General features: G+C 46.6%; 22 protein-coding genes and 1 pseudogene. 16 read left to right on the top strand and 7 right to left on the bottom strand.

Annotated elements, in window-relative coordinates; all coding sequences use genetic code 11:
* Positions 1-54: 54 nt before the first annotated feature.
* The 7 genes and pseudogenes from ONB37_03205 to ONB37_03235 form a co-directional block, all read right to left on the bottom strand.
* Positions 55-939, bottom strand: a complete 885-nt coding sequence (locus tag ONB37_03205) for an NAD(+)/NADH kinase (GenBank protein MDZ7399155.1) — start codon at positions 937-939, stop codon at positions 55-57.
* Between the two features lie 315 nt (positions 940-1,254).
* Complete coding sequence (gene xseB / locus ONB37_03210; protein MDZ7399156.1) at positions 1,255-1,467, bottom strand: exodeoxyribonuclease VII small subunit; 213 nt, start codon at positions 1,465-1,467, stop codon at positions 1,255-1,257.
* 4 nt (positions 1,468-1,471) lie between these two features.
* Positions 1,472-2,698 carry an exodeoxyribonuclease VII large subunit gene (gene xseA, locus ONB37_03215; GenBank protein ID MDZ7399157.1) on the bottom strand — a complete coding sequence of 409 codons (1,227 nt, stop codon included), beginning with the start codon at positions 2,696-2,698 and terminating at the stop codon, positions 1,472-1,474.
* A 965-nt stretch (positions 2,699-3,663) separates the two neighbouring features.
* Positions 3,664-4,437 (bottom strand): class I SAM-dependent methyltransferase, encoded by a 774-nt coding sequence (locus ONB37_03220; GenBank protein ID MDZ7399158.1) that lies wholly within the window; start codon positions 4,435-4,437, stop codon positions 3,664-3,666.
* A gap of 206 nt (positions 4,438-4,643) precedes the next feature.
* On the bottom strand, positions 4,644-4,928 hold the full coding sequence (locus ONB37_03225) for an HU family DNA-binding protein (protein ID MDZ7399159.1): 285 nt from the start codon (positions 4,926-4,928) through the stop codon (positions 4,644-4,646).
* A gap of 115 nt (positions 4,929-5,043) precedes the next feature.
* Positions 5,044-5,190, bottom strand: coding sequence for a hypothetical protein (locus ONB37_03230; protein MDZ7399160.1), 147 nt, complete (start codon positions 5,188-5,190; stop codon positions 5,044-5,046).
* Between the two features lie 34 nt (positions 5,191-5,224).
* Positions 5,225-5,338 (bottom strand): annotated as a pseudogene (locus ONB37_03235) (zinc ribbon domain-containing protein).
* A gap of 734 nt (positions 5,339-6,072) precedes the next feature.
* On the opposite strand from ONB37_03235, the gene hutI reads away from it, so the two are divergent.
* The 16 genes from hutI to nadA all read left to right on the top strand — a co-directional run bounded on the left by hutI (position 6,073) and on the right by nadA (position 23,481).
* On the top strand, positions 6,073-7,392 hold the full coding sequence (gene hutI / locus ONB37_03240; protein MDZ7399161.1) for an imidazolonepropionase: 1,320 nt from the start codon (positions 6,073-6,075) through the stop codon (positions 7,390-7,392).
* Positions 7,389-8,585 (top strand): DNRLRE domain-containing protein, encoded by a 1,197-nt coding sequence (locus ONB37_03245; GenBank protein MDZ7399162.1) that lies wholly within the window; start codon positions 7,389-7,391, stop codon positions 8,583-8,585. Before hutI ends, ONB37_03245 begins: the two co-directional genes overlap by 4 nt.
* An 89-nt stretch (positions 8,586-8,674) precedes the next feature.
* A complete protein-coding gene (locus ONB37_03250; protein ID MDZ7399163.1) occupies positions 8,675-9,898 on the top strand; it encodes an outer membrane protein transport protein in 1,224 nt (407 codons plus the stop codon).
* Between the two features lie 377 nt (positions 9,899-10,275).
* Entirely contained in the window at positions 10,276-11,562 is a 1,287-nt protein-coding gene (locus ONB37_03255) for a tetratricopeptide repeat protein (protein MDZ7399164.1), read from the top strand.
* A 690-nt stretch (positions 11,563-12,252) separates the two neighbouring features.
* Complete coding sequence (gene rpiB, locus ONB37_03260) at positions 12,253-12,693, top strand: ribose 5-phosphate isomerase B (protein MDZ7399165.1); 441 nt, start codon at positions 12,253-12,255, stop codon at positions 12,691-12,693.
* A gap of 65 nt (positions 12,694-12,758) precedes the next feature.
* Positions 12,759-14,051 carry a serine hydroxymethyltransferase gene (locus ONB37_03265; protein MDZ7399166.1) on the top strand — a complete coding sequence of 431 codons (1,293 nt, stop codon included), beginning with the start codon at positions 12,759-12,761 and terminating at the stop codon, positions 14,049-14,051.
* A 17-nt stretch (positions 14,052-14,068) separates the two neighbouring features.
* On the top strand, positions 14,069-14,515 hold the full coding sequence (gene nrdR, locus ONB37_03270; GenBank protein MDZ7399167.1) for a transcriptional regulator NrdR: 447 nt from the start codon (positions 14,069-14,071) through the stop codon (positions 14,513-14,515).
* A gap of 127 nt (positions 14,516-14,642) precedes the next feature.
* Complete coding sequence (gene rsxC / locus ONB37_03275; GenBank protein ID MDZ7399168.1) at positions 14,643-15,980, top strand: electron transport complex subunit RsxC; 1,338 nt, start codon at positions 14,643-14,645, stop codon at positions 15,978-15,980.
* 33 nt (positions 15,981-16,013) lie between these two features.
* A complete protein-coding gene (locus ONB37_03280; protein ID MDZ7399169.1) occupies positions 16,014-17,129 on the top strand; it encodes an RnfABCDGE type electron transport complex subunit D in 1,116 nt (371 codons plus the stop codon).
* Positions 17,126-17,728, top strand: a complete 603-nt coding sequence (locus ONB37_03285) for an RnfABCDGE type electron transport complex subunit G (protein ID MDZ7399170.1) — start codon at positions 17,126-17,128, stop codon at positions 17,726-17,728. Before ONB37_03280 ends, ONB37_03285 begins: the two co-directional genes overlap by 4 nt.
* A gap of 161 nt (positions 17,729-17,889) precedes the next feature.
* Positions 17,890-18,486: an electron transport complex subunit E gene (locus ONB37_03290; protein ID MDZ7399171.1), complete on the top strand. Its 597-nt coding sequence runs from the start codon at positions 17,890-17,892 to the stop codon at positions 18,484-18,486.
* Positions 18,487-18,516: 30 nt separating this feature from the next.
* Positions 18,517-19,158: an RnfABCDGE type electron transport complex subunit A gene (locus ONB37_03295; protein MDZ7399172.1), complete on the top strand. Its 642-nt coding sequence runs from the start codon at positions 18,517-18,519 to the stop codon at positions 19,156-19,158.
* A gap of 441 nt (positions 19,159-19,599) precedes the next feature.
* Positions 19,600-20,646, top strand: a complete 1,047-nt coding sequence (locus ONB37_03300; GenBank protein ID MDZ7399173.1) for a hypothetical protein — start codon at positions 19,600-19,602, stop codon at positions 20,644-20,646.
* 18 nt (positions 20,647-20,664) lie between these two features.
* Positions 20,665-21,306, top strand: a complete 642-nt coding sequence (locus ONB37_03305; GenBank protein ID MDZ7399174.1) for a hypothetical protein — start codon at positions 20,665-20,667, stop codon at positions 21,304-21,306.
* 359 nt (positions 21,307-21,665) lie between these two features.
* Positions 21,666-22,430, top strand: a complete 765-nt coding sequence (gene tatC / locus ONB37_03310; protein MDZ7399175.1) for a twin-arginine translocase subunit TatC — start codon at positions 21,666-21,668, stop codon at positions 22,428-22,430.
* Positions 22,420-23,481: a quinolinate synthase NadA gene (gene nadA / locus ONB37_03315; protein MDZ7399176.1), complete on the top strand. Its 1,062-nt coding sequence runs from the start codon at positions 22,420-22,422 to the stop codon at positions 23,479-23,481. Before tatC ends, nadA begins: the two co-directional genes overlap by 11 nt.
* Positions 23,482-23,609: the final 128 nt, after the last annotated feature.

The following is a 23,609-nucleotide window of genomic DNA, read 5'->3' on the forward strand; positions in this document are numbered from 1 at the left end:
GATGATCGGAAACGAAAACTCATTTAGTGAACAAATCATTTGAGCCATCCTATTCTAAACGGTGCGCCGATCTACCCCCCAGTTCAATTTGGCGCGCAACAGATCATAAAACGTTCGGTTTTTGGCTCGGATCCATTTGACTTTGTAATTGGCTTTGTGGATAAAGATCGCTGCACCTTCATTTTTCGTGAACTGATGGCTCACCTGCCCATCCACGCTGAGGGTTACAATTTTTCCCTCGAGATGAGGCACAACACGAATTTCACAATGATCTGGGATAACAATCGGGCGCACTCCCAATGAATGGGGACAAATCGGATTGATGATAATGCAGTTCAAAGTCGGCACTAAAATAGGCCCGTAAGCAGATAATGAATAAGCAGTCGAACCAGTCGGTGTGGCGATAATAATCCCATCCCCTAGATAAGTGTTCAAATACTCTTCATCGATATAAACATCGATGCGGATCACCCGACTATAGCCGCCGCGATCGATGACCACATCGTTGAGCGCATAGCTGATCTTTTCACCAGATGACTGGCTAATTCTCGTTTCCAGAACCAGGCGCTCCAGAACGAGATACTCCCCTCTTAAAACATCATTCAGACAATGATAAAGATCCTCTATCATGACCTCAGCGAGAAATCCCAATTTGCCCCCTAAGTTCACGCCCAAAATCGGAACACCAGAAGCCCCTACAACTCGGGCTGTCGCCAAAATCGTACCGTCCCCGCCAAATGCAAGCACCATATCACACATCTGGCCTATTTCGTTCAATCTGGCGCTTTTCACTAGGGAATCTAAACTGAGTGAATTGAGCAAGTCCACATCGAGAATAAAGCTGCAGTTGTGCTGTTCCAACCATTGGATAAGCTCCGGGATTACCCCTTTAATCATGCCTTTGGTGGTATTGCCAGTGATGCCGAATATCATATCCATGAGCCCCCGCTCATCATTTAATTGCACTGATCAAGCGCGGATCAGTGAATTACAAGATTCACTATCTCAGAGTTTGTCACTTGTGCCCTTAGCTCCTCAGTGCTCTTCAATATGGCTGCCTGTGGTTCTGTAGCAATCGCATTTGTACAAAATTCTGCTGCATGAAAAAACGATATGAGTCCAAATCATAAGCTGCCTGGGGTAAATTTCTGACTTAACCCCATCCCTGTAAGCACTTTCTAAAAGGAAGAGCCCAATAATTGATCAGGACACGTATTAGTATCTGCCACACCTACCAGCCGCTCATCACTTCGCTCAGATGGCTTCAAGTTGAAATCCCCCCTCTGTTTTAACCAATTTTTTCAGTTTTTGTTCGGCTTGGTTGAGCTTCTCCAAGCAAAACTGAGACAGTTTCATTCCCTCTTCGAATTTGGCTAGTGTTTCTTCCAGCGTTAAATCACCTTGCTCCATTTGGTCTACGATCTGCTCCAACTGCTCCATCGCTTGCTCAAAGCTTTTGACTGCCATGAGTTTACTCCTCCATCACTTGCTCGACTTTACCAGATATTTGTCCCCGATAGAATTGCACCCGAATTTGGTCATCGACCTGAAGCGAATGGGCATGTGTGACCACATGATGATCTTTGACGCGATAACAGATGCTATAACCCCGTTTCAGGACCGACTCTGGGGCAAGCGCTTGTAGCCGATGCGATAAGTTATGAACCTGCTGGGATAAAAGCTGAATTCGATGCTCTGCGGCAAGCTGCAGGCTGTGTGTCAGCTCATCCAGTCGCTGTTGGTATTGTCGGACCAGATCTGGAGTCCTGAGAAAATTATAACTGGTGATCAAGCTGTTCAATTTATCCCGCTGGAGTTGGATGAAACTGGCGCACATCTCCACGATTCGCTTTCGATATTGCAGCACGCGATTCAGCACCTCGTTTCGATCAGGGACGGCTAACTCGGCAGCCGCAGAGGGGGTTGGCGCCCGCAAATCTGCTACAAAATCGCTGATGCTAAAGTCGACCTCGTGTCCCACAGCCGAAATAATTGGTATTTTCGAACGGAAAATCGCCCGCGCCACCGCCTCTTCGTTGAACGCCCATAGGTCCTCCAAGGAGCCGCCCCCCCGACCGACGATTAACACATCCACCTGGCCATATTCATTAAACTCATCAATGGCCATCGCAATCTCGTCGGCTGCGCCCTCCCCCTGGACTTTCACTGGTCGCAAAATAATTTCGATTCCAGGAAACCTTCGGTTCAATATGTTGACCAGATCTTGGATGGCAGCTCCAGTTGGTGATGTCACAATACCAATGCGCCACGGATAGGCCGGTAGCGGCTTTTTCAGATCGGCTCGGAATAGCCCCTCTTGCTGCAGTTTGTTCTTCAAGCGCTCGAACGCCATCTGAAGCTCCCCGATCCCAGCCGGTTGCATTTTGATCACGTCGAACTGGTAATAACCGCGCTTTTCATAGACGGTCACCTTGCCCAATGCCAGCACCTTCATCCCATCCTGAGGTGTAAAAAACAATCCGATATTTCGGGACCGCCACATCACGCAAACAAGCTGGGAATCCCGATCTTTCAGCGAAAAATAAAGATGACCCGATGAATGGAATTTTAGGTTCGATATCTCCCCCATAACCCAAACAATGGGGATCGTGGTCTCCAACAATAATTTGATCTCTCGGGTTAGCTCTCCCACCGAATAGATATGCTCGGGAGCAAGTTCGGAGTGAATTTCATCCATCGATGATCCGTCCTGAAATTTTGGTAGCAATTCAGTAGTTGCTAAGGCTATGGGATTAGGGAATTGCGAACACTCTGGCAATTCTCGCGCGCTGAAAAAGCTTCTTGCTTGAGGTGCAGAAGCGATGAACCGTTTAATGTCATTCGACTCATGGTACCGGTTCAAGTTCAAAATCATTGGGGGCTGGCGTTTTTGGGCCGCGGGAAAACATTCCGGTTCAACATTAGATCAAATCAATTGGCTATCTCATTAAACTTTTGAGGCCATGCAGTCATATTTCCATGCACGAAAGGGGGGCGAGACTCTTTCGTTGCTAAGGCTCATTCATGAGAGCGTTAGCTTTAAAAATTTTAAACCACGAAGACACCACCCCACAAAGCGCCCCACAGCTCACCTGAACAGTGGACGAAACTGCTCTTTTTTAAAAAGCGACTTGGCATCCATTCGACCGTCTTGAATATGGGATATCGATCTCAACCAGCATAATTCATCGAGCACACCAACAAATTGGTCGGACAGCCGGCTCCTCATGCAGCTCCAGAACGCGTTCCTATTGGTGAGTCTTCGTGGCAAAAAATTCGACACGATCCCAGCAGCGCTGTTATCTCAATTTCTTTTTATGTCGATCTTTTCTGAGTCGCTTTTTGCGCTTATGCGTGGCAATTTTATGTCGTTTTCTCTTTTTACCGCTCGGCATCGGATTCACCTCCAATCTGCTGAAATTTTATAGAGCTTTGCAAAATGAGCTATTCTCGAATGAAAATAAATAACGAAACCAGCCAAAAAACCAATATTCCTGATCGAATATAGATCAAAAGAGCTTTATCTCCCTTCAGGCATTTGGCATCACCTGAATGGCGTTGAATTAGTAATTTCCTTGAGAGTTGAAAATCAATATCCGCTGAAACCCGCCTCGGAACTGGCGGGGAAAAATTAGGGGGATGACAAATTGATAATCGCAATTATTAATTGTTTTCGGACGTTTCACTTTTGGCCAGAACATATTCGGCGCCGGTAGTTAGATATTCCAGCAGATATTTCCCCTTATAAACCCTGATTTTCATGCCAAATCTGAGCGCCTGGCGTGGCCGGACCAGGTAGTTAATCCGCTTGATAATTCGAAAACCAACCTGCTGGATCATCTGCTCGAAATCGCAAATCCGAAGGCCAGTCTGGTAGTTGCGCCAATGCGCCTCCACATTCTGCCGTTCCACTCGCTCCAATAACCAGCGATAAACTCTGCCAGGAACTAAGTGAACGAACGGAATGTATTTCAGAACGGACCGCATCACTTGCTGATGCCCGCCGAAGGCTGAACAAAATGGCGGGAATGTGAGAACGACGATTCCCTGAGGCGAAAGCATTCGTCTGATATTTTGCAGCGCCTCCACCTTACGGACGAGATGCTCAATCACATCCAATATCAAAATCACGTCGAATTGCTCTGGAAGCACAAGTTGTTCGATATCTCCATGAATGAATCGAATCGATGAACCGCCCTTTTCCCGCGCATAATTAAATCTATCCCAACTATATTCCAGGCCCGTACATTGATAACCAGCCTGTTCAAACGCCGTCAGGACGCCTCCTTCACCGCAACCAATATCCAACACCTGCTTCCCTTGGGCAAAGGGAGAGACGAAATGCTCCAAGTAATATTGACCAATCTGAACTTGATAGTCAAGATAGGCCTTTCGATCATGGTTGGCTGCCTGGCCGAACCGATCTAAACGAACCATAAAAATTTCTCGCTAACCGATCATCCCACACAACCCACCGTTAACGCGCAGATCAACTCACAAAAATCTTTCCCACAGCGAATGATTATTGCATTCTGGCATGAACTTTTGCCGAGCAGATCTGCCACGAGCTAGATCAACTCGAGTGGACTTCCTTGAATTATCCGAGGTTTCCTACAATTGTGCTATTTTGCACCCATTGATTTTTAGTCCCCTGGCCGGTTTAGGGCATCCTGCAATAACTTCGAACAATTGAAGCGTACTGTTTTATAGGCAGGAATGCGCACCGTTTCCCCGGACTTTGGATTTCTGCCAATCCTTTCCGAGCGTTGTACTACTTGAAATCGACCAAATCCCCTGATTTCGATGCGATGCCCTGCTTTCAACGCATTACGCATAGTAGCAAACAACCCATCCACAACAGCGGCTGTTTCCACTTTGGTCAATCCCGTTCCCTCAGCAATGATATCGACTAAATCGGCTTTGGTCATTGCAGTCCCCTTTTCTCTGATCCAGATTTGTTTGTCCCTGCATTTCGAGTCAATCTGATTTTATAGATCATTAACCCAATTTGCAGAGATCCATTCACTCATTTAACCCCCAAATTCATTGCGCTCGCATTTCTTCGCCGCTGCAACAGGGGCTATCCAATTTTAGCTCATCCATTTTCACGCCGTTAATGACAATGGGCGCAACTGCTGCTGCTACAACTGCTACACGATGAGGAGGCACTGCTTGCAACGGTTTTGCCACCAGAACTGAATCCGAACGCGGACATCAATCGCTGAGCACGATCCGAGTGACATCCAGGGCAAGTCACTTTTATCGATTGATTGGTATTGCTGATAAGCTCATCGAACACCAGTGAACAATCGAGGCATTGAAATTCATATATTGGCATTTCGATCACCTTCATTTTTTAAGCGAATCAGATGAGACAAATTTTATCTTTTTATCAACTCCAAGCCAAGAAATACACAGCCTTTTAGCAGTCATTTGTTGCCTGAGCCATGCTAGTGAAAAATCCAGCCAATGTTTTTCGATAAATTTGTCAATCCTCTTTGAAAAATCAGATAACTTTTAGATTTTGAAGCCATAAAAATACTAAAATATATTTTAAAAGTCAATAGCGAAAATGGAAAAGATCCATTCTTTGGTCTTATGGATGAATCAAACTCTTATGGATCCGATCGCCCAATTGCGTTCTGCCCGGTAATCGCTGGAGATCAAGATCGCTTAATTTTTGAAGTCCAGAATTGATTCCAACACACAAACTGACGATCAATTTAACAGCGGAACACCTATGGATCAACCAGGAGAGTTGATGCACAAAATGGTATCGCTTTTTGCATGATTGCTCATACCGGCAAGATGCCTTTTGTCAATTAATATCTGATTTGAGATGATGGGCTGAAAGGTTGTGTTTGAAACCTAATTTGGAACACCTGAGTTTAAAATGTGCACTGATGAAATATTTTCGTTGGCATTTAGAAAAAAAATTGATATATTGACCAGCTAAAAAATTCCAAATTGCCATTGTGAACTGATCAAACTTCACGATAAAGTCAGGCTAAGCCTTGATATTCGAATGGTGCGCGTCGATTTCAGCTGAAAGACGCGTTTCTTATAAGAAGGATGATGAATCTTCAGCCAATCCCTCAGAACGAGAGGAATAACACTTTGCTCGATGTAGATCTACTGATAATTAATGCGAAACAATTGCTTGTTCCAGCGATCGATCATGACAAAAGCCGGCTTCAGATTATTGAAAATGGCTATGTAGCAGTCCGCGATGGAAAAATTGCGCGCTATGGTTTGATGGAAACGATGCCGGATCAGCTTCGCACCAATCCAAATAGCAAGGTAATCGATGCGGCGGATCGGATAGTGACTCCTGGCTTTGTCGATGCTCATACCCATCCTATTTTCTATGGCACTCGCGAGGCAGAGTTCATCATGCGGTGCCAGGGCAAAACTTATCAAGAAATAGCCGAATCTGGTGGGGGCATTCGACTGAGCGTGCGACAATTGCGGGCCGCCTCCAAGGATCAATTGATCAAGCATGCCCTCCCTCATCTGGACCGGTTTCTTAGCCTTGGGACTACCACGATCGAGGCGAAAAGCGGTTATGGTCTTTCTCTCGAGGATGAAATCAAATCTCTGGAAGTGATTCAAGAACTGAATCGACTGCATCCCATCGATTTGATCCCGACCTTTCTCGGAGCGCACGAGATCCCCGATGAGTATCGCCAGCGGCGCGATCAATATATCGATCTGATCATCAACGAAATGATCCCCCTGGTTGCCGAAAGGAACTTGGCAGAGTTTTGCGATATCTTTTGTGAAACCCATGTGTTCGACCTGAAAGAATCTGAGAAAATTTTAACGGCAGCCCGAGATCACGGATTTAAGATAAAGATTCATGCGGATCAACTCACTGACAGCGGTGGTGCTGCTTTGGCGGCGAAATTGGGCGCGGTTTCCGCCGATCATCTCGATTTTATCACCCCATCCGCCATTGACCAGCTCAAACAAGCAGGTACAGTGCCCGTTTTGCTGCCAGGGGCTGTGTTTTTCCTCGGCCAGCGCCAATACGCTCCCGCAAGACAAATGATCGATGCTGGTCTGCCAGTCGCACTGGCAACCGATTTCAATCCCGGCAGTTGCATGACCGAATCCATGCCCATGATGATGACGCTTGGCTGCATTTATATGAAAATGCTACCAGAAGAGGCTTGGTTGGCCACTACACTCCACGCGGCCCAAGCCGTGGATCGCAACGGCAAGCTAGGATGCCTGGAACCCGATGCCGCCGCTGATTTGGTCATCTGGAATATCCCGAATTATCAGTATCTGCCATATCACTTTGGTGTGAATTTGGTGGATCAGGTCATTAAAAATGGGGAATTGGTTTTTACTCAGCAAGAATTTCAACTCATGAGAGGCATAATATGATACAACGGAGATTTTGGCTACTGCTATTCGGTTTAATAGTATTGTTCAACTGTCAAAAGGATCGCCCTTTGCCCACCGGCTACGAAACTTTGTTCGGTAATAGAGAAGGACAAATCGCCAATACCACCATATTCACCTCGTTCGGAAGTGAAACAGGTTTCAGCCGCACGATCAATACGGGCAATGGATATAATTTATTGATCGGCAATTATCAGAATTACCGACTGGCCATTTATCTCAAATTCAGCAATTTGCCAGATAGCGCTCGGATCCATGAGGCTAAGCTGTATTTAAAATCCAATACAATCGATTCGACATTGTTGAGCCCCGATCGTGCTTTCGACATGGCGATCTATCGAGCCAATTATCAATGGGACAATGAGCAGGACCCTGAAGCCTATTTGGATCAATTACCATTTTTCGGCCCATATTTGAAAATTGAGACTGTGGCGCCTGATTCCGTGGGCAAAATCGTTCTCCAATTGGATGCCGGATTGGTAACTGATTGGGCGGATACGACCACTGGAGCGCCCAATTACGGCATTTGGATCACCAGCCCCAGCCTCATTGGCTTGCGGAGCTTCTATTCCGTTGAAAACGCAGATGCGACTGTAAAACCACAACTGACTTTCATCTATACTCCAAAAGATTCGTCCGCATCGTTTCGCGACACCACCACAGTGACTGCTTCAGCAGACGCCTTCTTGGTTATCAACCCAAATGAAGTGACTGGTGGGCTCGATCCAAATTTCATTTATGTTGGAAAAGGGCTGGCTTTTCGAAGCGTCATCCGATTTGATCTCAGTCAGTTGGACTCAACGACCCATATCAACCGAGCGCTTTTGAAAATTGTGGTCAACAGCGGCCGAAGTTTCCCAAGCATTTCAGCCGCCAGCGAAACTTACATCTTGCGGAAAGCTGAGATTAGCACCATCAAAGGTGAAATCGATGAAAATCCATCCACCAGCGGATTCACTGGTACGCTAAGCGATAGCACGCTGACCTTTGATGTCACTTCAGTCGTTCAAGGATGGTTGAATAATAATTTCCCCAATTATGGCTTTTTGGTGCGCTCACTCAACGAGACTCAATCTCTGGCACGGGTCGCTTTTTATTCATCGAAATCCGGCTTGACCAATCTGCAGCCACGACTTGAACTGTACTACACGACCCCAGCGAGGCAAGAATTTTGAGCCGATTGGGTGAATTGGTCTCAATCATCGTCGCAATAAACCTTATCGATTTGATCAATCAGATTCCTAAAATTCTGGAGATCGAAAGAATGAATAAACGCTATTCGAAATTATTCCTCATCATTATCACATTGTTAGTCGCAAGCAAGGTTCTTGCGGGTTCATTTTATAATTCCCGCGGCTTGGGTGAGATGAAGCTTGTGTCCAGCGCCCAAGCGATCGCCATGGGCCATTGTCTAATCGCGGTGCCAGATTTTTACCAAATCAATGTGCTGAACCCTGCCGGTCTCGTCTTTATGCCTATCGCACGATTATCTGGTGATTTTATTCACGAAGGCATTTGGAGCACGGCTCACCAGGCCGACGGGTTCACCAAATACACCAATCTGAACGGAATCGCTTTCGCTGTCCCGCTCCAATACCAAAAGCTCGTGACAGCCATCAGCCTAATTCCATCCAGCCAATACGATTATGAGTACAGTGAACCCGGCAGTATTAATGATTTCGGTTTCACAAAACGATTGAGAGCCAAAGGCGGACTGAACAAAATCTCTTTCGGTTTCGGTTTCGCAATGGCAAAAGAAATCTATCTAGGAAGCAATCTCAATGTCAATTTCGGTAAATTCGAACAAACCTGGTCGGTGGATTATGTCTCCGATCTGTTCTGGGACTCTTTCAATCGATTGACTCGCAAGATGCATGGCATGAACTGGACCATCGGAATCGTGTTTCAGCCTGTCTCGCAGCTCTACCTGGGAGGCATTTTTTCTAATCCATACCGCTTAAAATATAGCGACGAACTCATTAATTACACTCAAAAATCTTCATCAGTCTACACAGTCGATCAATTCACAAAGGATCAGAAACATGTAACGGTCCCTCGAATGTGGGGTGCTGGTCTTTCGTTCAAATTGAAAGAAAAATTGCTATTCAGTTCCGATTTCAGCCTTCAGCCATGGTCGGAATTGACCACCGATTCTCAGTTATCATCTGAATATCGGGATAGCTACCGATGGGGCTTGGGAATCGAACGATTGCCTAGTAAAAACATGATCGCGAGCTATTATGATCGGATGAGCTACCGCGCTGGTTTCTCTTATCAACAATTGAATTTCAAAACTGAAGGTGAACCAGTGGAGGAATACGGTATCAGTCTGGGGGTTGGGCTCCCCTATTCCGAAGGCTGGGGGAGAATGGACGTTGCGCTCCGCTACGCCTGGCGCGGCGATCTTTCGATCAACCCAGTCAAAGAAGATATTTTCCAATTGGTAATCTCAGTTGCTACTGGTGAAAAATGGTTCGTTCGGAGATAATAGTGTTCAATCGGCTTTGCTGAATCGAGAAATGGTCTTAGTCTCAAAATTCATATTTTAATCGGATAATGTCACTCCTGCGAATGAAGGAATCCCCCTATGAATCGTTATGCTGTCAAAATTTGATAGCTCCACGAACGGATATGACCATTGTTGCGGTCTTCATTATTGTGGAGCAGAAAGCGGTCAATGCGCTTTATTTAGATATTAATCGAAATTAAGACATCTTTGCTTTTATCGCGACCAATAGCTAAGAAGATTGAAATGAATTAACTTTTTTCTTGCATTTTAAAAAAAAGTTTTTAAATTCAACTCCCTTAAAATATGTTAATCGTCAAATCAGCTATAATTATCACACTGAATCAAGGAGAAGAACAATGAGGACTTTGAATGCATTAAGTCCGTTTCGGCTCTTCGGGATGCTACTCACACTCGCCCTGTTCGTCATTGCAGTCTTAGTGAACTTTCATTGTGCACCAACCACCCAACAAACTGGACCCGTGATCGACGATGCGCGACAAAAGGCCATTCGGGATTCGTTGCGCAAGGTTTATGAATATGAACTTAATAAGACCTGGAGCACTGCATTTGAGCATTACAAGAACAAAAATTATGAGAGTGCAATCAATCCGTTCTGGAAAGTCATTGAGCTTGACACCATCGAACGATTCAAAGATCAAAAATATGCGTTATTATCAGATTCCTATATCAAGCTGAATAAACCTGATTCAGCTCAGATCGTACTGGAAATGGGCGTGAAAGCATATCCAGGAAATGCCTATTTGCATCGAACCCTGGCTTATTTTTTAGATAGTCGTGGGCAAACCGAGGAGGCCATCGCAGAGTACCAAAAAGCTACGGAGATAGATCCTTCGCGGCCAGCCGATTGGAAGGCTCTCGGGAATTTGTACATCAAGACCAATCAAATCCAAGAAGCCACCCAGGCGTTCGAAAAGGCAGCCGAGCTAGACCCAAAAGATCAGGACACGCAGAAGATACTTAGCCGGCTCTATAAAACCACTGGGGATTCTGAAGCAGCCATCAAGCGCATGGAAGAAGTCAAACGGCTTGATCCCAATAATGCCGAAAATTTATTCAATCTCGGCCGAGAATATTTTAATCTTGGGGATTTCAACAATGCCATACTGAATCTGGAATTGATGCTGAAGCTCAAGCCCAATGATGTCACTGCCATGGAGTATTTGGGCAATGCATTGCAAAATCGCGGTGACTTCCGGCGTGCCATCAATGTCTATAATGAGATCCTCAAGTTGAAATCAGATAATATTAAAGTGATGTGCGATATGGCCACCTCGTACCGCGAGTTGGGGCAGTTCCCGACAGCGCGCAATTACGCTCGACAAGCGCTCAGTATCGATCCGAAATACGGCTTGGCCCGCATTGTAATTGGTGAAATCTATGAAAGCGCTGCTGAAAAATGCTACACCGCTCGCGGCAAAAAAATGCCCGAGTTCGATGATAAGCTCATTTATGATCTGGCCTATCAGGAATACTCGAAAGCTGCCCAGGACCCACAATTCCGAGACCTGGCTGAAAGGAAAATGAACTACGTGAGTCAATCTCGACCCACCAAAGAAGACCTATTTTTTCACAAAGGACAAACAAAACCCAAAGATCCCTGCTACGATTGGATCTATAAATAAATTCTCTCAGTCGAAGCGGCTGTCGCCAACCGCTTCGACTGAACTCGTTTGTCTTACAAAAAGGGCATTCAGCGAATGTCACATTCTCATTTCTCTGCTCGCTTTTCCTGTGCTATACGATCTCGTCAACGGATGTTTTTTGATCTAAAATTCTGTCCAAAAAGCTGAGTGCAGAGAGAATCAAACTATTTAACTGATTCCATCCCTGCAACCGATGGAATCAGTCCCAATGAACTGTAACACCGTTGATTCAATCGCTCCAAGCAATGGAACTTGTTTCGCGATCAAACAATATTGAACGAAAATGTCACTCCTGCAAATGCAGGAGTCTCTTTTGCCCAATGATATGACAAATCAAAAGATGCCGGGCTCATCATTGGTGGACGAGCTGACTCCTATTTTTTTAAAATATTCGTCTCGCTGAAGACAAGAAAGGAATCGAAAAAATTTAACAATGATATAAATACCTTGAAAGACCAAGCGCTTGCGCTTGAGTGCCTTCGAGTCCTGGCTTCAAGGTGCCAGTCAGATCATAGTATTTAAGGAAAATTGTTTCATTAGGCCGAGATGTACCGAGATAAGGAACGAACCTGCTGACCTTTTCGAGAAGATTGAAAAGAAAAATGATCGTTGTTTTCGCTCCCTTTTCGGGAAGAAATTCAAACTGTTGATGTGAGCCAAAAATCTCCTATGATCATTGCATTAGCATCGGATCATGCTGGCTTCGAGTTGAAGATGAAGATCAAGCAGTTTTTAGACCAACTTGGTCTCAGTGTAGAAGATTTTGGTACTTTCAAAACTGACTCGGTCGATTATCCTGACTATGGCATTTTGGCAGCGCGGGCGGTGTCGAAAGGCAAGGCGGACCGTGGGATACTGGTCTGCGGAACTGGGATCGGCATGTCGGTGGTCGCCAATAAAGTTAAAGGCATCCGCGCAGCGCTGTGCACTACTCTGGAGATGGCTGAGCAAAGCCGGCGGCATGTCAACTCCAATGTGCTTGTCTTGGGCGGGAGAATCATCGATCACGATCTGGCTTTGCAGATCGTAGCAATCTGGTTGAAAACTCCTTTCGAGGGCGAACGACATTTGCGACGCGTGGTCAAAATTCATCAATTGACTGGATGTTAACATGCGGGATCCAAGATCCGTAGTAATTTTGATCTCAAATGAATTATCGAACAAAAGGAACGATCATGAAAAATTTGAAAGAAGTTGATCCAGAAGTCTATGAGGCGATCAAATTGGAAGTTGCTCGACAGAATGATAAATTAGAGATGATCGCATCGGAGAATTTTGTGAGCCTCGCCGTATTACAGGCAATGGGGCAGGTCATGACCAATAAATATGCGGAAGGCTATCCAGGCAAGCGCTATTATGGCGGCTGCGCTTATGTGGATATTGCTGAGGAGCTGGCTCGCGAACGCGCTAAGAAATTGTTCAACGCCGAATACGCCAATGTGCAACCCCATTCTGGGTCTCAGGCCAATATCGCCACTTACTTTGCCTTTGCTAACCCTGGGGATACTGTGATGGGAATGAACCTCGATCATGGAGGGCATCTCACTCATGGCAGCCCGGTGAATTTTTCAGGTCGATTGTTTCGTATCGTCTCCTATGGGGTGAATCGCGAGACTGGGTACATCGACATGGATCAGGTGCGGGACTTGGCGCTCAAAGAGCGGCCGAAATTGATCATTACTGGCGCTAGCGCTTATCCACGGGAGATCGATTACGCGGCGTTCCGAGAAATTGCCGATCAAGTGGGTGCCAAACTGGTCGCTGACATCGCCCATCCTGCCGGGCTGATCGCTGCCGGGCTGATTGGCAGCCCTATCCCCTATTGTCATGCCGTCACTTCTACCACGCATAAAACGCTGCGTGGGCCGCGTGGCGGATTGATTTTGGTCGGCAAGGACACGGAAAATGATTTAGGTCAGCGAACGCCAAAGGGAACGCTCAAGACTTGGGGACAGATCATCGATTCCAATGTGTTCCCTGGATTTCAAGGCGGGCCGTTGATGCATGTCATTGCTGCAAAGGCTGTCGCTTTTAAAGAGGCGTTATCCCCAGAGTTCAAGGCTTATTCGCAGCAGGTCATTAACAACGCAAAAGCGTTGGCACAAAAACTAATCAGCCTCGATTATCATTTGATTTCCAATGGCACGGATACCCATCTCATGCTGGTCGATTTGCGCAATAAAGGGCTCACAGGCAAGCAGGCTGAAACTGCTCTGGAACAGGCGGGGATTACTGTGAATAAAAATATGGTCCCATTCGATGATCAAAGCCCATTCGTGACCAGCGGGATCCGCATCGGGACTCCCGCACTTACCACTCGGGGCATGAAAGAGAAAGAAATGATTGAGATCGGCGATTTGATCAATAAAGTGTTGACCAATATCGGCAATGAGACCGTTTATCATCAGGTGCGATCCAAAGTGTACGAGCTTTGTCAACAATTCCCGCTCTACCAATTTGAATTCTAACCAGCCGAAGGCTAGATATGCGTTGTCCATTTTGTGGTACTTCTGATAGCAAAGTCATCGATTCGCGAGCCAAAAGTGATGGCAAGGTCATTCGGCGCAGGCGCGAATGTCTTTCTTGTAAACGGCGGTTCACCACCAAAGAATATGTCGAAGAGAACCCGATTTTGGTCATCAAATGTGACCAGCGTCGCGAGGCTTTCAATCGAGAAAAATTGAAACAGGGAATCCTTCTGGCCTGTACCAAGCGCCCTATTTCCATGGCGCAAATCGATGCTGTGGTGAGCTATATCGAGAACTCGCTAAAAGATCAATCGAAGGAGGAAGTCACCTCCAAGGAAATCGGCGAAATGGTCATGGAGCAGCTCAAAAAACTCGATCAAGTAGCTTACGTGCGATTCGCCTCGGTTTACCGCAATTTTCAGGCGATGGATGAATTCATCAATGAAATTCAGGGACTCAAGTAGCGCTCATTCAATCCGATCAAACAAAAGTTGTCAGCTTAATGAGACTGTTATCTTATGCTGAGGAATTTTATGATTGTTGTCTCGTACAACGTTTTTCATCTATGCATTCATCATAATGTGAGGTAAAATGAGACTGAAGCGATTAACGTTCAAGGGCGGTGTCCATCCGCCAGAGCGTAAAGAATTATCTGAAGAACAAGCCATTGAAGCACTTCCATTGCCCTCGTATGTAGTGATTCCATTGCAGCAGCATCTGGGAGCGCCAGCAGAGCCGATTGTCGCTGTGGGCGATATGGTGCGCACTGGGGATAAAATTTGTGAGGCCAAGGGCTTTGTTTCCGTTCCTTCTCATGCCTCAATCTCTGGCAAAGTCAAAGCAATCGAAAAACGTCCCCATCCTGTGGCAGGTGAGGCCTTAGCCATCGTGATTGAAAGCGATGGCAAGGATGAAATGTCTCCCAACATTGGTCCAGTGGCGAATTATCTGGCACTGGATGTGGAAGAAATGAAGAAGAAAATTCAGCAAGCTGGGTTAGCTGGAATGGGCGGCGCGGCATTTCCTACCCATGTCAAGCTTTCTCCCCCAGCTAATAAGCCCATCGATACTTTCATTTTGAACGGAGCCGAATGCGAACCCTATCTCACAGCCGATCATCGGCTGATGCTGGAACATCCCAATGAAATCCTGGAAGGCGTCCGAATCATCATGAAAATCCTGGGCTGCAAAAATGGCTATATTGCAATTGAAAAGAACAAGCCCGATGCCATTGCTGTATTTCAAAAATTGGTCAATGAAGCTGGAGACAACCTGAGGGTAGTGGCGCTCAATGTCAAATATCCACAGGGCGCTGAAAAGCAATTGATCAAAGCCATCACGAATCGCAAGGTTCCGGCTGGTGGTTTGCCCATGGATGTGGGCTGCTTGGTCCATAACGTGGGGACAGCCAAGGCGGTCTACGAGGCAGTTGCGCTGAATAAACCGCTGTATGAGCGGGTAGTGACCGTTTCAGGCAGGGGCATCCGACAGCCGAAGAACCTGCGGGTGCGCATTGGGACGCCATTTCAAAATCTGATCGATTTTTGTGGCGGTCTCAGTGACGATACGGTAAAAATCATCAATGGCGGACCGATGATGGGGATCGCCCAATACACCCTCGAAGTCCCAGTCACGAAAGGCACCTCGGGCATTCTGGCGTTAACCTCATCAGAGACGCGTATCGCTGAGCCCCAGCCGTGCATCCGTTGCGGCCGCTGCGTCGAGGTCTGTCCCATGAATCTCCTCCCAAATACGTTAGCCAGGCTGGTCGAATACAAGCGCTTCGACGAGGCAAGGGAGCTGGGTGTGTTGGACTGCATCGAATGTGGCTCCTGCGCCTTTGTTTGTCCCTCGAAAATCCGTCACGTCCATCATATTAAATTCGGCAAACTGGAAGTGACCAAGATGATGAAAGCGAAAGCAGCTTAATGGCCTCTTTGAATGAGATAAGGAATCCGTGGTATGGAAAAAAAATGGTTCGTGACTGCTTCTCCTCATATTGCTGATCAAGAGTCAATTCCGAAAATCATGTACGGCGTCGTGATCTCGCTGATCCCAGCGATGTTGGGTGCGATCTATTTTTTCGGCCCTCATGCAGGCTGGGTCATGTTGGTAGCTGTTGCCAGCGCCGTTGCCACCGAAGCGATTATTGAAAAATTGATGAAAAAGCCCATCACGGTTCGAGATGGCAGCGCCGTGGTCACTGGAATCCTTTTGGCCATGAACGTCCCCGCTGAAGTCCCGTGGTGGATCCCGCTGATCGGCTCTGCTTTTGCCATCGCCATCGGCAAAATCCCGTTCGGTGGTTTGGGATATAATCCCATGAACCCGGCCCTATTAGGCCGGGCTTTCTTATTGGCCTCTTGGCCAACTCACATGACCATCTTCAAAACCAGACCGTTAGAGTGGATTACTCATCACCCTGGTCTGGCACAATTTCTATCGAAATTATCGCTTTACACGCCAGATCCAACGGGAAAATTTAGCCTTTCTGGGATCGATGTCATTACTACCGCCACGCCGCTTAATGTGTTCAAGCAGCAAAAAGACGCCATCCTCCGATTTGCCGATGATCCGAGCATGACAGAAAAAGTGAAAACTGCCCATGAAGCCATTAGCCAGCTTTATGATTCGTATGGCAATCTGTTTTGGGGCAAAATCGGCGGGTGTATCGGGGAGACTTCGGTATTTCTGCTTTTAATTGGCGCCATTTATCTGATCTATAAGCGTTACATTCGCCTGCGAATTCCGCTCAGCTATATCGGCACCGTCGCCATCCTCTCTTGGATCTTCGGCGGTGTAGATGGGCTATTCAGTGGGGATCCCTTGTTCCATGTTTTAGCTGGCGGGCTAATGCTGGGTGCTTTCTATATGGCTACTGATATGGTGACTTCGCCAGTCACTTCTGCTGGAGGTTACATCTTCGGCATTGGCTGTGGCATCATTACAGTGCTGATCCGTTTGATCGGCGGCTACCCCGAGGGCGTCTCTTATTCGATTCTATTGATGAACCTCACTGTCCCGCTGATCGATCGTTATACCAAGCCAAAAACATTTGGAAAGGTGAAGAACAAATGAAAGACATCGTGAAACTGGGATTGATCTTGTTATTGGTTACTGCATTGGCTGGAGCTGCCCTTTCAATCGTCAATAACATCACTAAACCGCGTATCGAAGAACAAAAACGGCTGGTTACCGCATTAGCACTGACGGCTGCTCTGCCCGATGCCGCAAACGGCGTGATCGAACCTGACACCACTTCCAAACAAATTCATTTTTATCGCGGCTACCGGGATAGCTCAAAACAGCAGCTCGTCGGATATGCGTTCCTCGCCATGGAAAATGGCTATTCTAGCCAGATCGAAACCATGGTCGGAATCGATACCACTGGAAGGATTGTCGGCATAAAGATTTTGCGGCAATTGGAAACCCCAGGTTTAGGCACGAAAATCGAGGAAATCCGGCACGGGGAGACCATGCCCTATTTTCAGCGCCAATTTCTTAACCAATTCGCCGATCAAATCGCGGTGGATAAGGATGGGGGCACCATTGAAAGCATCACCGGGGCGACCATCTCTTCCCGCGCCGTCACCAACTCGATCAAAAACAGCTTCCTGAAATTGCAGCAGCAAATAGGTGAGGTGAAAAAAACACCAGCAGCAATCAATAATCAGTGATCAGTGATCAGTAATCAGTAATCAGTGATCAGTGCTCAGTTATTGGGGTCATTCTTGGGTTTCAGAAGAAATAAAATTGCAATAACCAATAATTGATCTGTCGATAGAAACGATTCATTGCCTCGAATATTAGGAAAATTCAACAACGATAGGAAATCGCTATGTCAGCATCATATGAGCTTTTCAAAGGGTTGTATAAAGAAAACCCTATTTTCAGAGTGCTGTTAGGGCTTTGTCCAGCGCTGGCCACTTCCAATTCGTTGCAAAACGCTGTTGGCATGGGCGCTGCGGCCACCTTTGTACTATTTAGCTCCAATTTCATCATTTCCTTGATTCGCAAGGGTGTGCCCAACAAGATCCGCATTCCGATCTTTATCGTCGTCATCGCCACTTTTGTGACGATCACCGATCTATCGCTCCAGGCATTTGCCCCGACCCTCAGCAAATCCTTAGGCGTATTCGTCCCATTGATCGTCGTAAACTGCATCATTCTTGGTCGAGCCGAGGCGTTTGCCAGCAAAAATGGCGTCTTGCTCTCGATCCTCGATGGGCTTGGCATGGGGCTCGGCTTCACTTTTGCTCTAAGCTTGGTGGCTATCGTTCGCGAATTGCTTGGGACTGGAAAACTTTGGGGCATCCCGGTGTTCGGAACCAGTTTCGAGCCGATGCTGATCCTCATTTTGCCGCCTGGGGCATTTCTTACCTTAGGCCTATTCATCGGTTTCTTCAATTGGCTGGAAAAAAAGCGCGCTCATTAGGCGACTGTTCAGATTTGAAGGAGCATTGTCATGGATTTGAGAGAATTGTTCATCATCATCATTACTGCGGTTTTTATCAATAATTTCGTATTCGCCAGATTTTTGGGCACGTGCCCCTATCTGGGTGTCTCAAAGAAATTGGACTCCGCCCTCGGCATGGGGATGGCAGTGATTTTCGTGCTCGTCATGGCCTCTGCCGTCACCTGGATCGCTTTTAATTATTTGCTTCAACCCACTACTTCCATTTTTAAATATCTCTTTGCCTCACATCAGGCTCCAGATCTGACTTTCTTGCGGACCATCGTTTTCATCTTGGTCATCGCATCCCTGGTCCAGTTCGTCGAGATGGTGATCCAGAAATTCAGCCCGACCCTTTATAAAGCGCTGGGCATCTACCTTCCATTGATCACCACGAACTGCATCATCCTGGCGGTAGCAATTCTAAATGTCAGCCCAGATCCACAATATAATTTCAACTTCATCGAAAGTATCGTCCATGGCTTTTCCGCCGGCGTCGGATTCATGCTTGCGCTCATCCTCATGGCCGGAATCCGTGAACGGCTCGAACTAGCGCCGGTTCCTGCTCCGCTCAGAGGGGTTCCAATCGCTTTCATCATGGCAGGTCTCATGGCAATCGCCTTCCTGGGATTCTCCGGATTGAAAATAAAATAATTTAGACGAAAAATCGGCTCTCTCCCCTGAGGGCAAAATTTGCACCTGAGGGGATCAGCTGCAGGCAAACTGCCGATAGCGGTCTGAATACCATTCAAATTCCAGCAGCGCATCCACGCTGCTTTTCCTTAAAATTTGGACCCCGATTTTTCTCTTTTTTGTTTATTGCACTGAAACCCGTTCATCGGGGCAAATATCTCTCCTCATGACCAGGGTGAGCTCATGAGGACGGAAAACATAGCCTCTGGAAGGCCATTTGATCAGCGAGAAGTTTGGATTTCAGTCTCTCTCGTTCATCTCGATGATGAGCCCGCCCTGGTTCTTGCTATTGACACATCCGAGCAAGAACCTGAAGGAAAACACAAGCAAAAAGCTTGGGCCAGAAATAAAAACTAAAAGAAAATCTATCAAAAGCAATACCAAACAAAGGTAAACACAACCATGGATCACCGTATCAATCGCTGCCAGCACCTCATCGCGCTGATATTTTTAATAGCGTTATTGCCACTGTTCTTAATATGGCCCACGCTTGTTTCGAGCAATGAGCAAAACGTCGAGGCAAGGGTCTGGTATTTTCTGCAAAAATATAGCCCCAATAGCTATTACCTTGTCGAACAATATCTGAAATCGCCAAGAGCATTTCAATTGGGCCGGGTAACGATTAACCTTGGAGAAAAAGGATCATTGCTTCGATACATCGATGGCACTTCTGATAGTGATATCGTTGGTTCGCTCAATACCTTGGTTCATGAGGTCTGCCACGGTTATACGAGGACCGTGGTGTATCAGTACCTTCAACAAAACCCTAATATCTTCTATAATTTTGGGAGCAAATATTTGCTCTACTACATTGACAGTCTTCGCTCTATTTTGGTGCCACAAACTCCAGTTTTTCCAACCAAGGAGATTCATCGAGTCGTTCCCAAACCGCTCCGATCGCTGCGGTATGAGACCTATATTTTTCCCTCCTCAGCAGCCCTGGGAGCTCAGGTGGATGGCATCTACGGGCTTCTGGACGAGTGGAACGCTTATTATCATGGTACCAGAACTGACATTGATTTATTCGATTATTATGCCGAAAAAGCCCAAAAGAAACCAAGCTATTGGCTGGAATTTTTCTCCGCGGTAAATGGGACTTATTACGCCCATGTCGAGTTCAAATTCTATACGCTAAAATATTTGATGCTTGCACGAGAAGAATATCCTCAGATATATGACCAGATTTTAGCGAACAAAAAATTCGCCGCAGCATTCTTGACCATCGATGGCAAGTTCACCGATTTGATTGACCAATATTTCAAACTGAAAAGCAAGGTCTTCGCGGAGCTCCGAGAGCGGAACATCGAATTTAGCGAAGATGAGGATTACGTCTATATCGGCAACGCTGGTCGTGGCAATTTTCTGAAAATATACAACCAACTCTCAGAAGAATTAAATAAGCCGGATTATCAGGAAATGCTTAGTATCATCAGATCAGCAGCCGAGTGAATGGTTGGAGGAGTGGATATGAATAACATCGAGGATTTTTTTCAGCAACTAACAAATCCAGAGCGCGCTGTCATTGAGAGATTCGCTGCTCCGATTGATATTCAACGCTTTCTCGATACACTGCCGTATAGTACCGATTCGTTCTATCGCTGTCCGCTCCGTGTATTGCGAGATCGCACTGCCCATTGTTTTGACGGGGCACTATTTGCCGCGGCCATGCTGCGCCGTCTGGGCTTCCCTCCGCTCATTCTCGATCTGCTCCCCAATGAACGCGACGATGACCATTTGCTCGCTCTTTTTAAATTCGATGGCTATTGGGGCGCTGTGGCGAAATCAAATTTCGTCGGCCTGCGTTTCCGCGAGCCAGTGTATCGCTCGATCCGCGAATTAGTCATGTCCTATTTCGAGCACTATTTCAACGTCGCTGCCGAAAAAACCTTGCGCGCTTACGCTGGACCACTGAACTTGATTGGCTTCGATCGCCTCCATTGGATGACCGAAGATTACGGCCTGGAGCAAATTGCCCAACGACTTGATCAATTACGTCGCATCTCGATTATTTCGGAACGCAGTGTTGGCATCCTTTCCCCAGTGGATGATCGCTCCTATCAAGCAGGTCTCCTTGGTGCAAACCAGGCTGGGCTGTTCAAAATTAATTGATTCCAATCTCGTTCCATTCAACTCGATTGAACCTCGATGGATTTCATGAAGTATAAATAACTCGATTTCGACCACCATCATGCATTTTAAAAATTGGCATCCGCTCAATTTTGAACCAGATGCAGTGAAATTCAAAATAAGAATTTTTGTTTGAGATTGATCATTTTTTTCATCCCTGGTGACTCGCGTGTCAAAGTTTCTATTTTCGATACCAAATCGCATTGATAAACTATTCAACGCGATCGCCAGAGGTCTAATCAATTTTATCGGCAATTACGTATCATTTCTTGATTATCTATATAAAATTAACCATGTCAGAAAAAGAACACTCATCATCTCAACCGGAATCAGAGAAAAACTTGGACCAGAACGAAAAGGTCATGCCATTCCTGGATCATCTCGAAGAGCTCAGGCAGCGTCTGTTGAGATGCATCATCGCCATTTTCAGTCTCAGCATCATCAGCTATATCTTTTCGAAACAGATCATGGCGATTCTCTTGCGCCCATTTCCGCGAGAAGACAAGCTCATCTTCCTCTCGCCCCAGGAAGGCTTCATGATTTATATCACTATTTCGCTGTTCGCAGGACTGATCCTCAGTTTGCCAATTATCTTCTACGAACTCTGGCAATTCGTACGACCCGGGCTATATGCAAAAGAGCGCAAATATACCATCCGCATCGTGTTCTTCTCCACGTTTTTCTTCCTACTTGGGGCTTTGTTTTGCTATTTCGTCGTGATCCCTTATGGTCTGAACTTTCTATTGAGCTTTGCCAGCGATCAGCTTACCCCGACCATCCAGATCAAAGAGTACTTGAAATTCATCACCCTGTTGATCTTGGTATTTGGCATTGTGTTCGAGTTGCCATTGCTATCTTTTTTCCTGACCAAATTGGGCTTGCTCACCCCACAATTTCTGCGGACCAAGCGGCGCTATGGCATCGTCGCCATCTTCATCGCTGCGGCTGTGCTCACGCCCACAACTGATATTATCAGCCAGTTGCTTTTGGCAGTACCATTAATGATCCTCTACGAGATCAGTATCTGGGTTTCTCGGGCAGCTCTGCCAAGGAAAAAATCAAAGGACCAAATAAAAATGGAGGAAACAACCGATAATGGTTCTTGATGACTATCGAAAACTTACAGAAGCTGAGCTTCGAGAACGCATCCTGACCAAAAAATCCCAAATGCAACAGCGACTGGTGATTCTCGGACATCACTATCAGCGCGATGAGGTGATCGAATTTGCCGATTTCCGGGGAGATTCATTTGGACTCTGTCAGCAAGCTGCCCAGCAAACGGCGGCTCAATTCATTGTGTTCAGCGGCGTTCATTTTATGGCCGAAGCTGCCGATATCATTTCGCGGCCCGATCAGATCGTGCAATTGCCTGATTTGACCGCAGGGTGCCCCTTGGCCAATTTCGCAGAGTTAGATGATGTTCAACTTGCCTGGCAACAACTCACTGAAATCTGCGGAGACACTCAGATCACGCCCATTACCTATATCAACTCCTCGGCCGAGATCAAAGCGTTTTGCGGCGAGCACGGCGGAACGGTTTGCACATCTTCCAATGCCTTGGCTGCCATGCAATGGGGCTTTCAGCAATCGCAACGCGTACTTTTTTTCCCAGATCGGCATCTAGGCACCAATACGGCCAATCAGCTCGGCATCCCAAAGGAGCAGCGGATCATCTGGGATCCTGCCCTCCCCCGCGGCGGCAATACAATTGATCAGATCGAACAAGCCCGGCTCATCCTTTGGAATGGCTATTGTCATGTCCACACGTGGTTCAATCTCAACCATATAGCAACGATCAGAAATGCTTTCCCCACGGCAAAAATTGTCGTTCACCCCGAGTGCCCAGAACCAGTCGTCAACGCAGCGGATGCAGCGGGGTCAACGTCCTTTATCATAAAATTTGTCGAACAAGCCAGCACTGGCTCTGTCATTGCGATCGGCACCGAGCTGAACTTGGTCCAACGGCTGGCAAAAACGCATCCCGATAAAAGAATTGTCCCCCTTGCCCGCTCGCTGTGTCCCAATATGTACAAGATCAATCTGGTTAACTTGTGCTGGACGCTCGAGCATCTTGGTGAGGTGAATATCGTCACTGTCCCCGAGCTGGTCAAAGGTTATGCCCGAATAGCGATAGACCGAATGCTGCAGATCAAATGAACTGGCACAGAATTGTGAAAAATTACAGAGATTAACAAATAATGTCATACCTGCAGAAGCAGGCATCCTTTCAAAGGCTGCTTCAGCGACGCAGTGGGACTCCAGCATTGATAGGAGCGACATTTTCA

It is taken from the genome of candidate division KSB1 bacterium (assembly GCA_034506395.1).
Lineage (GTDB): Bacteria > Zhuqueibacterota > Zhuqueibacteria > Thermofontimicrobiales > Thermofontimicrobiaceae > Thermofontimicrobium.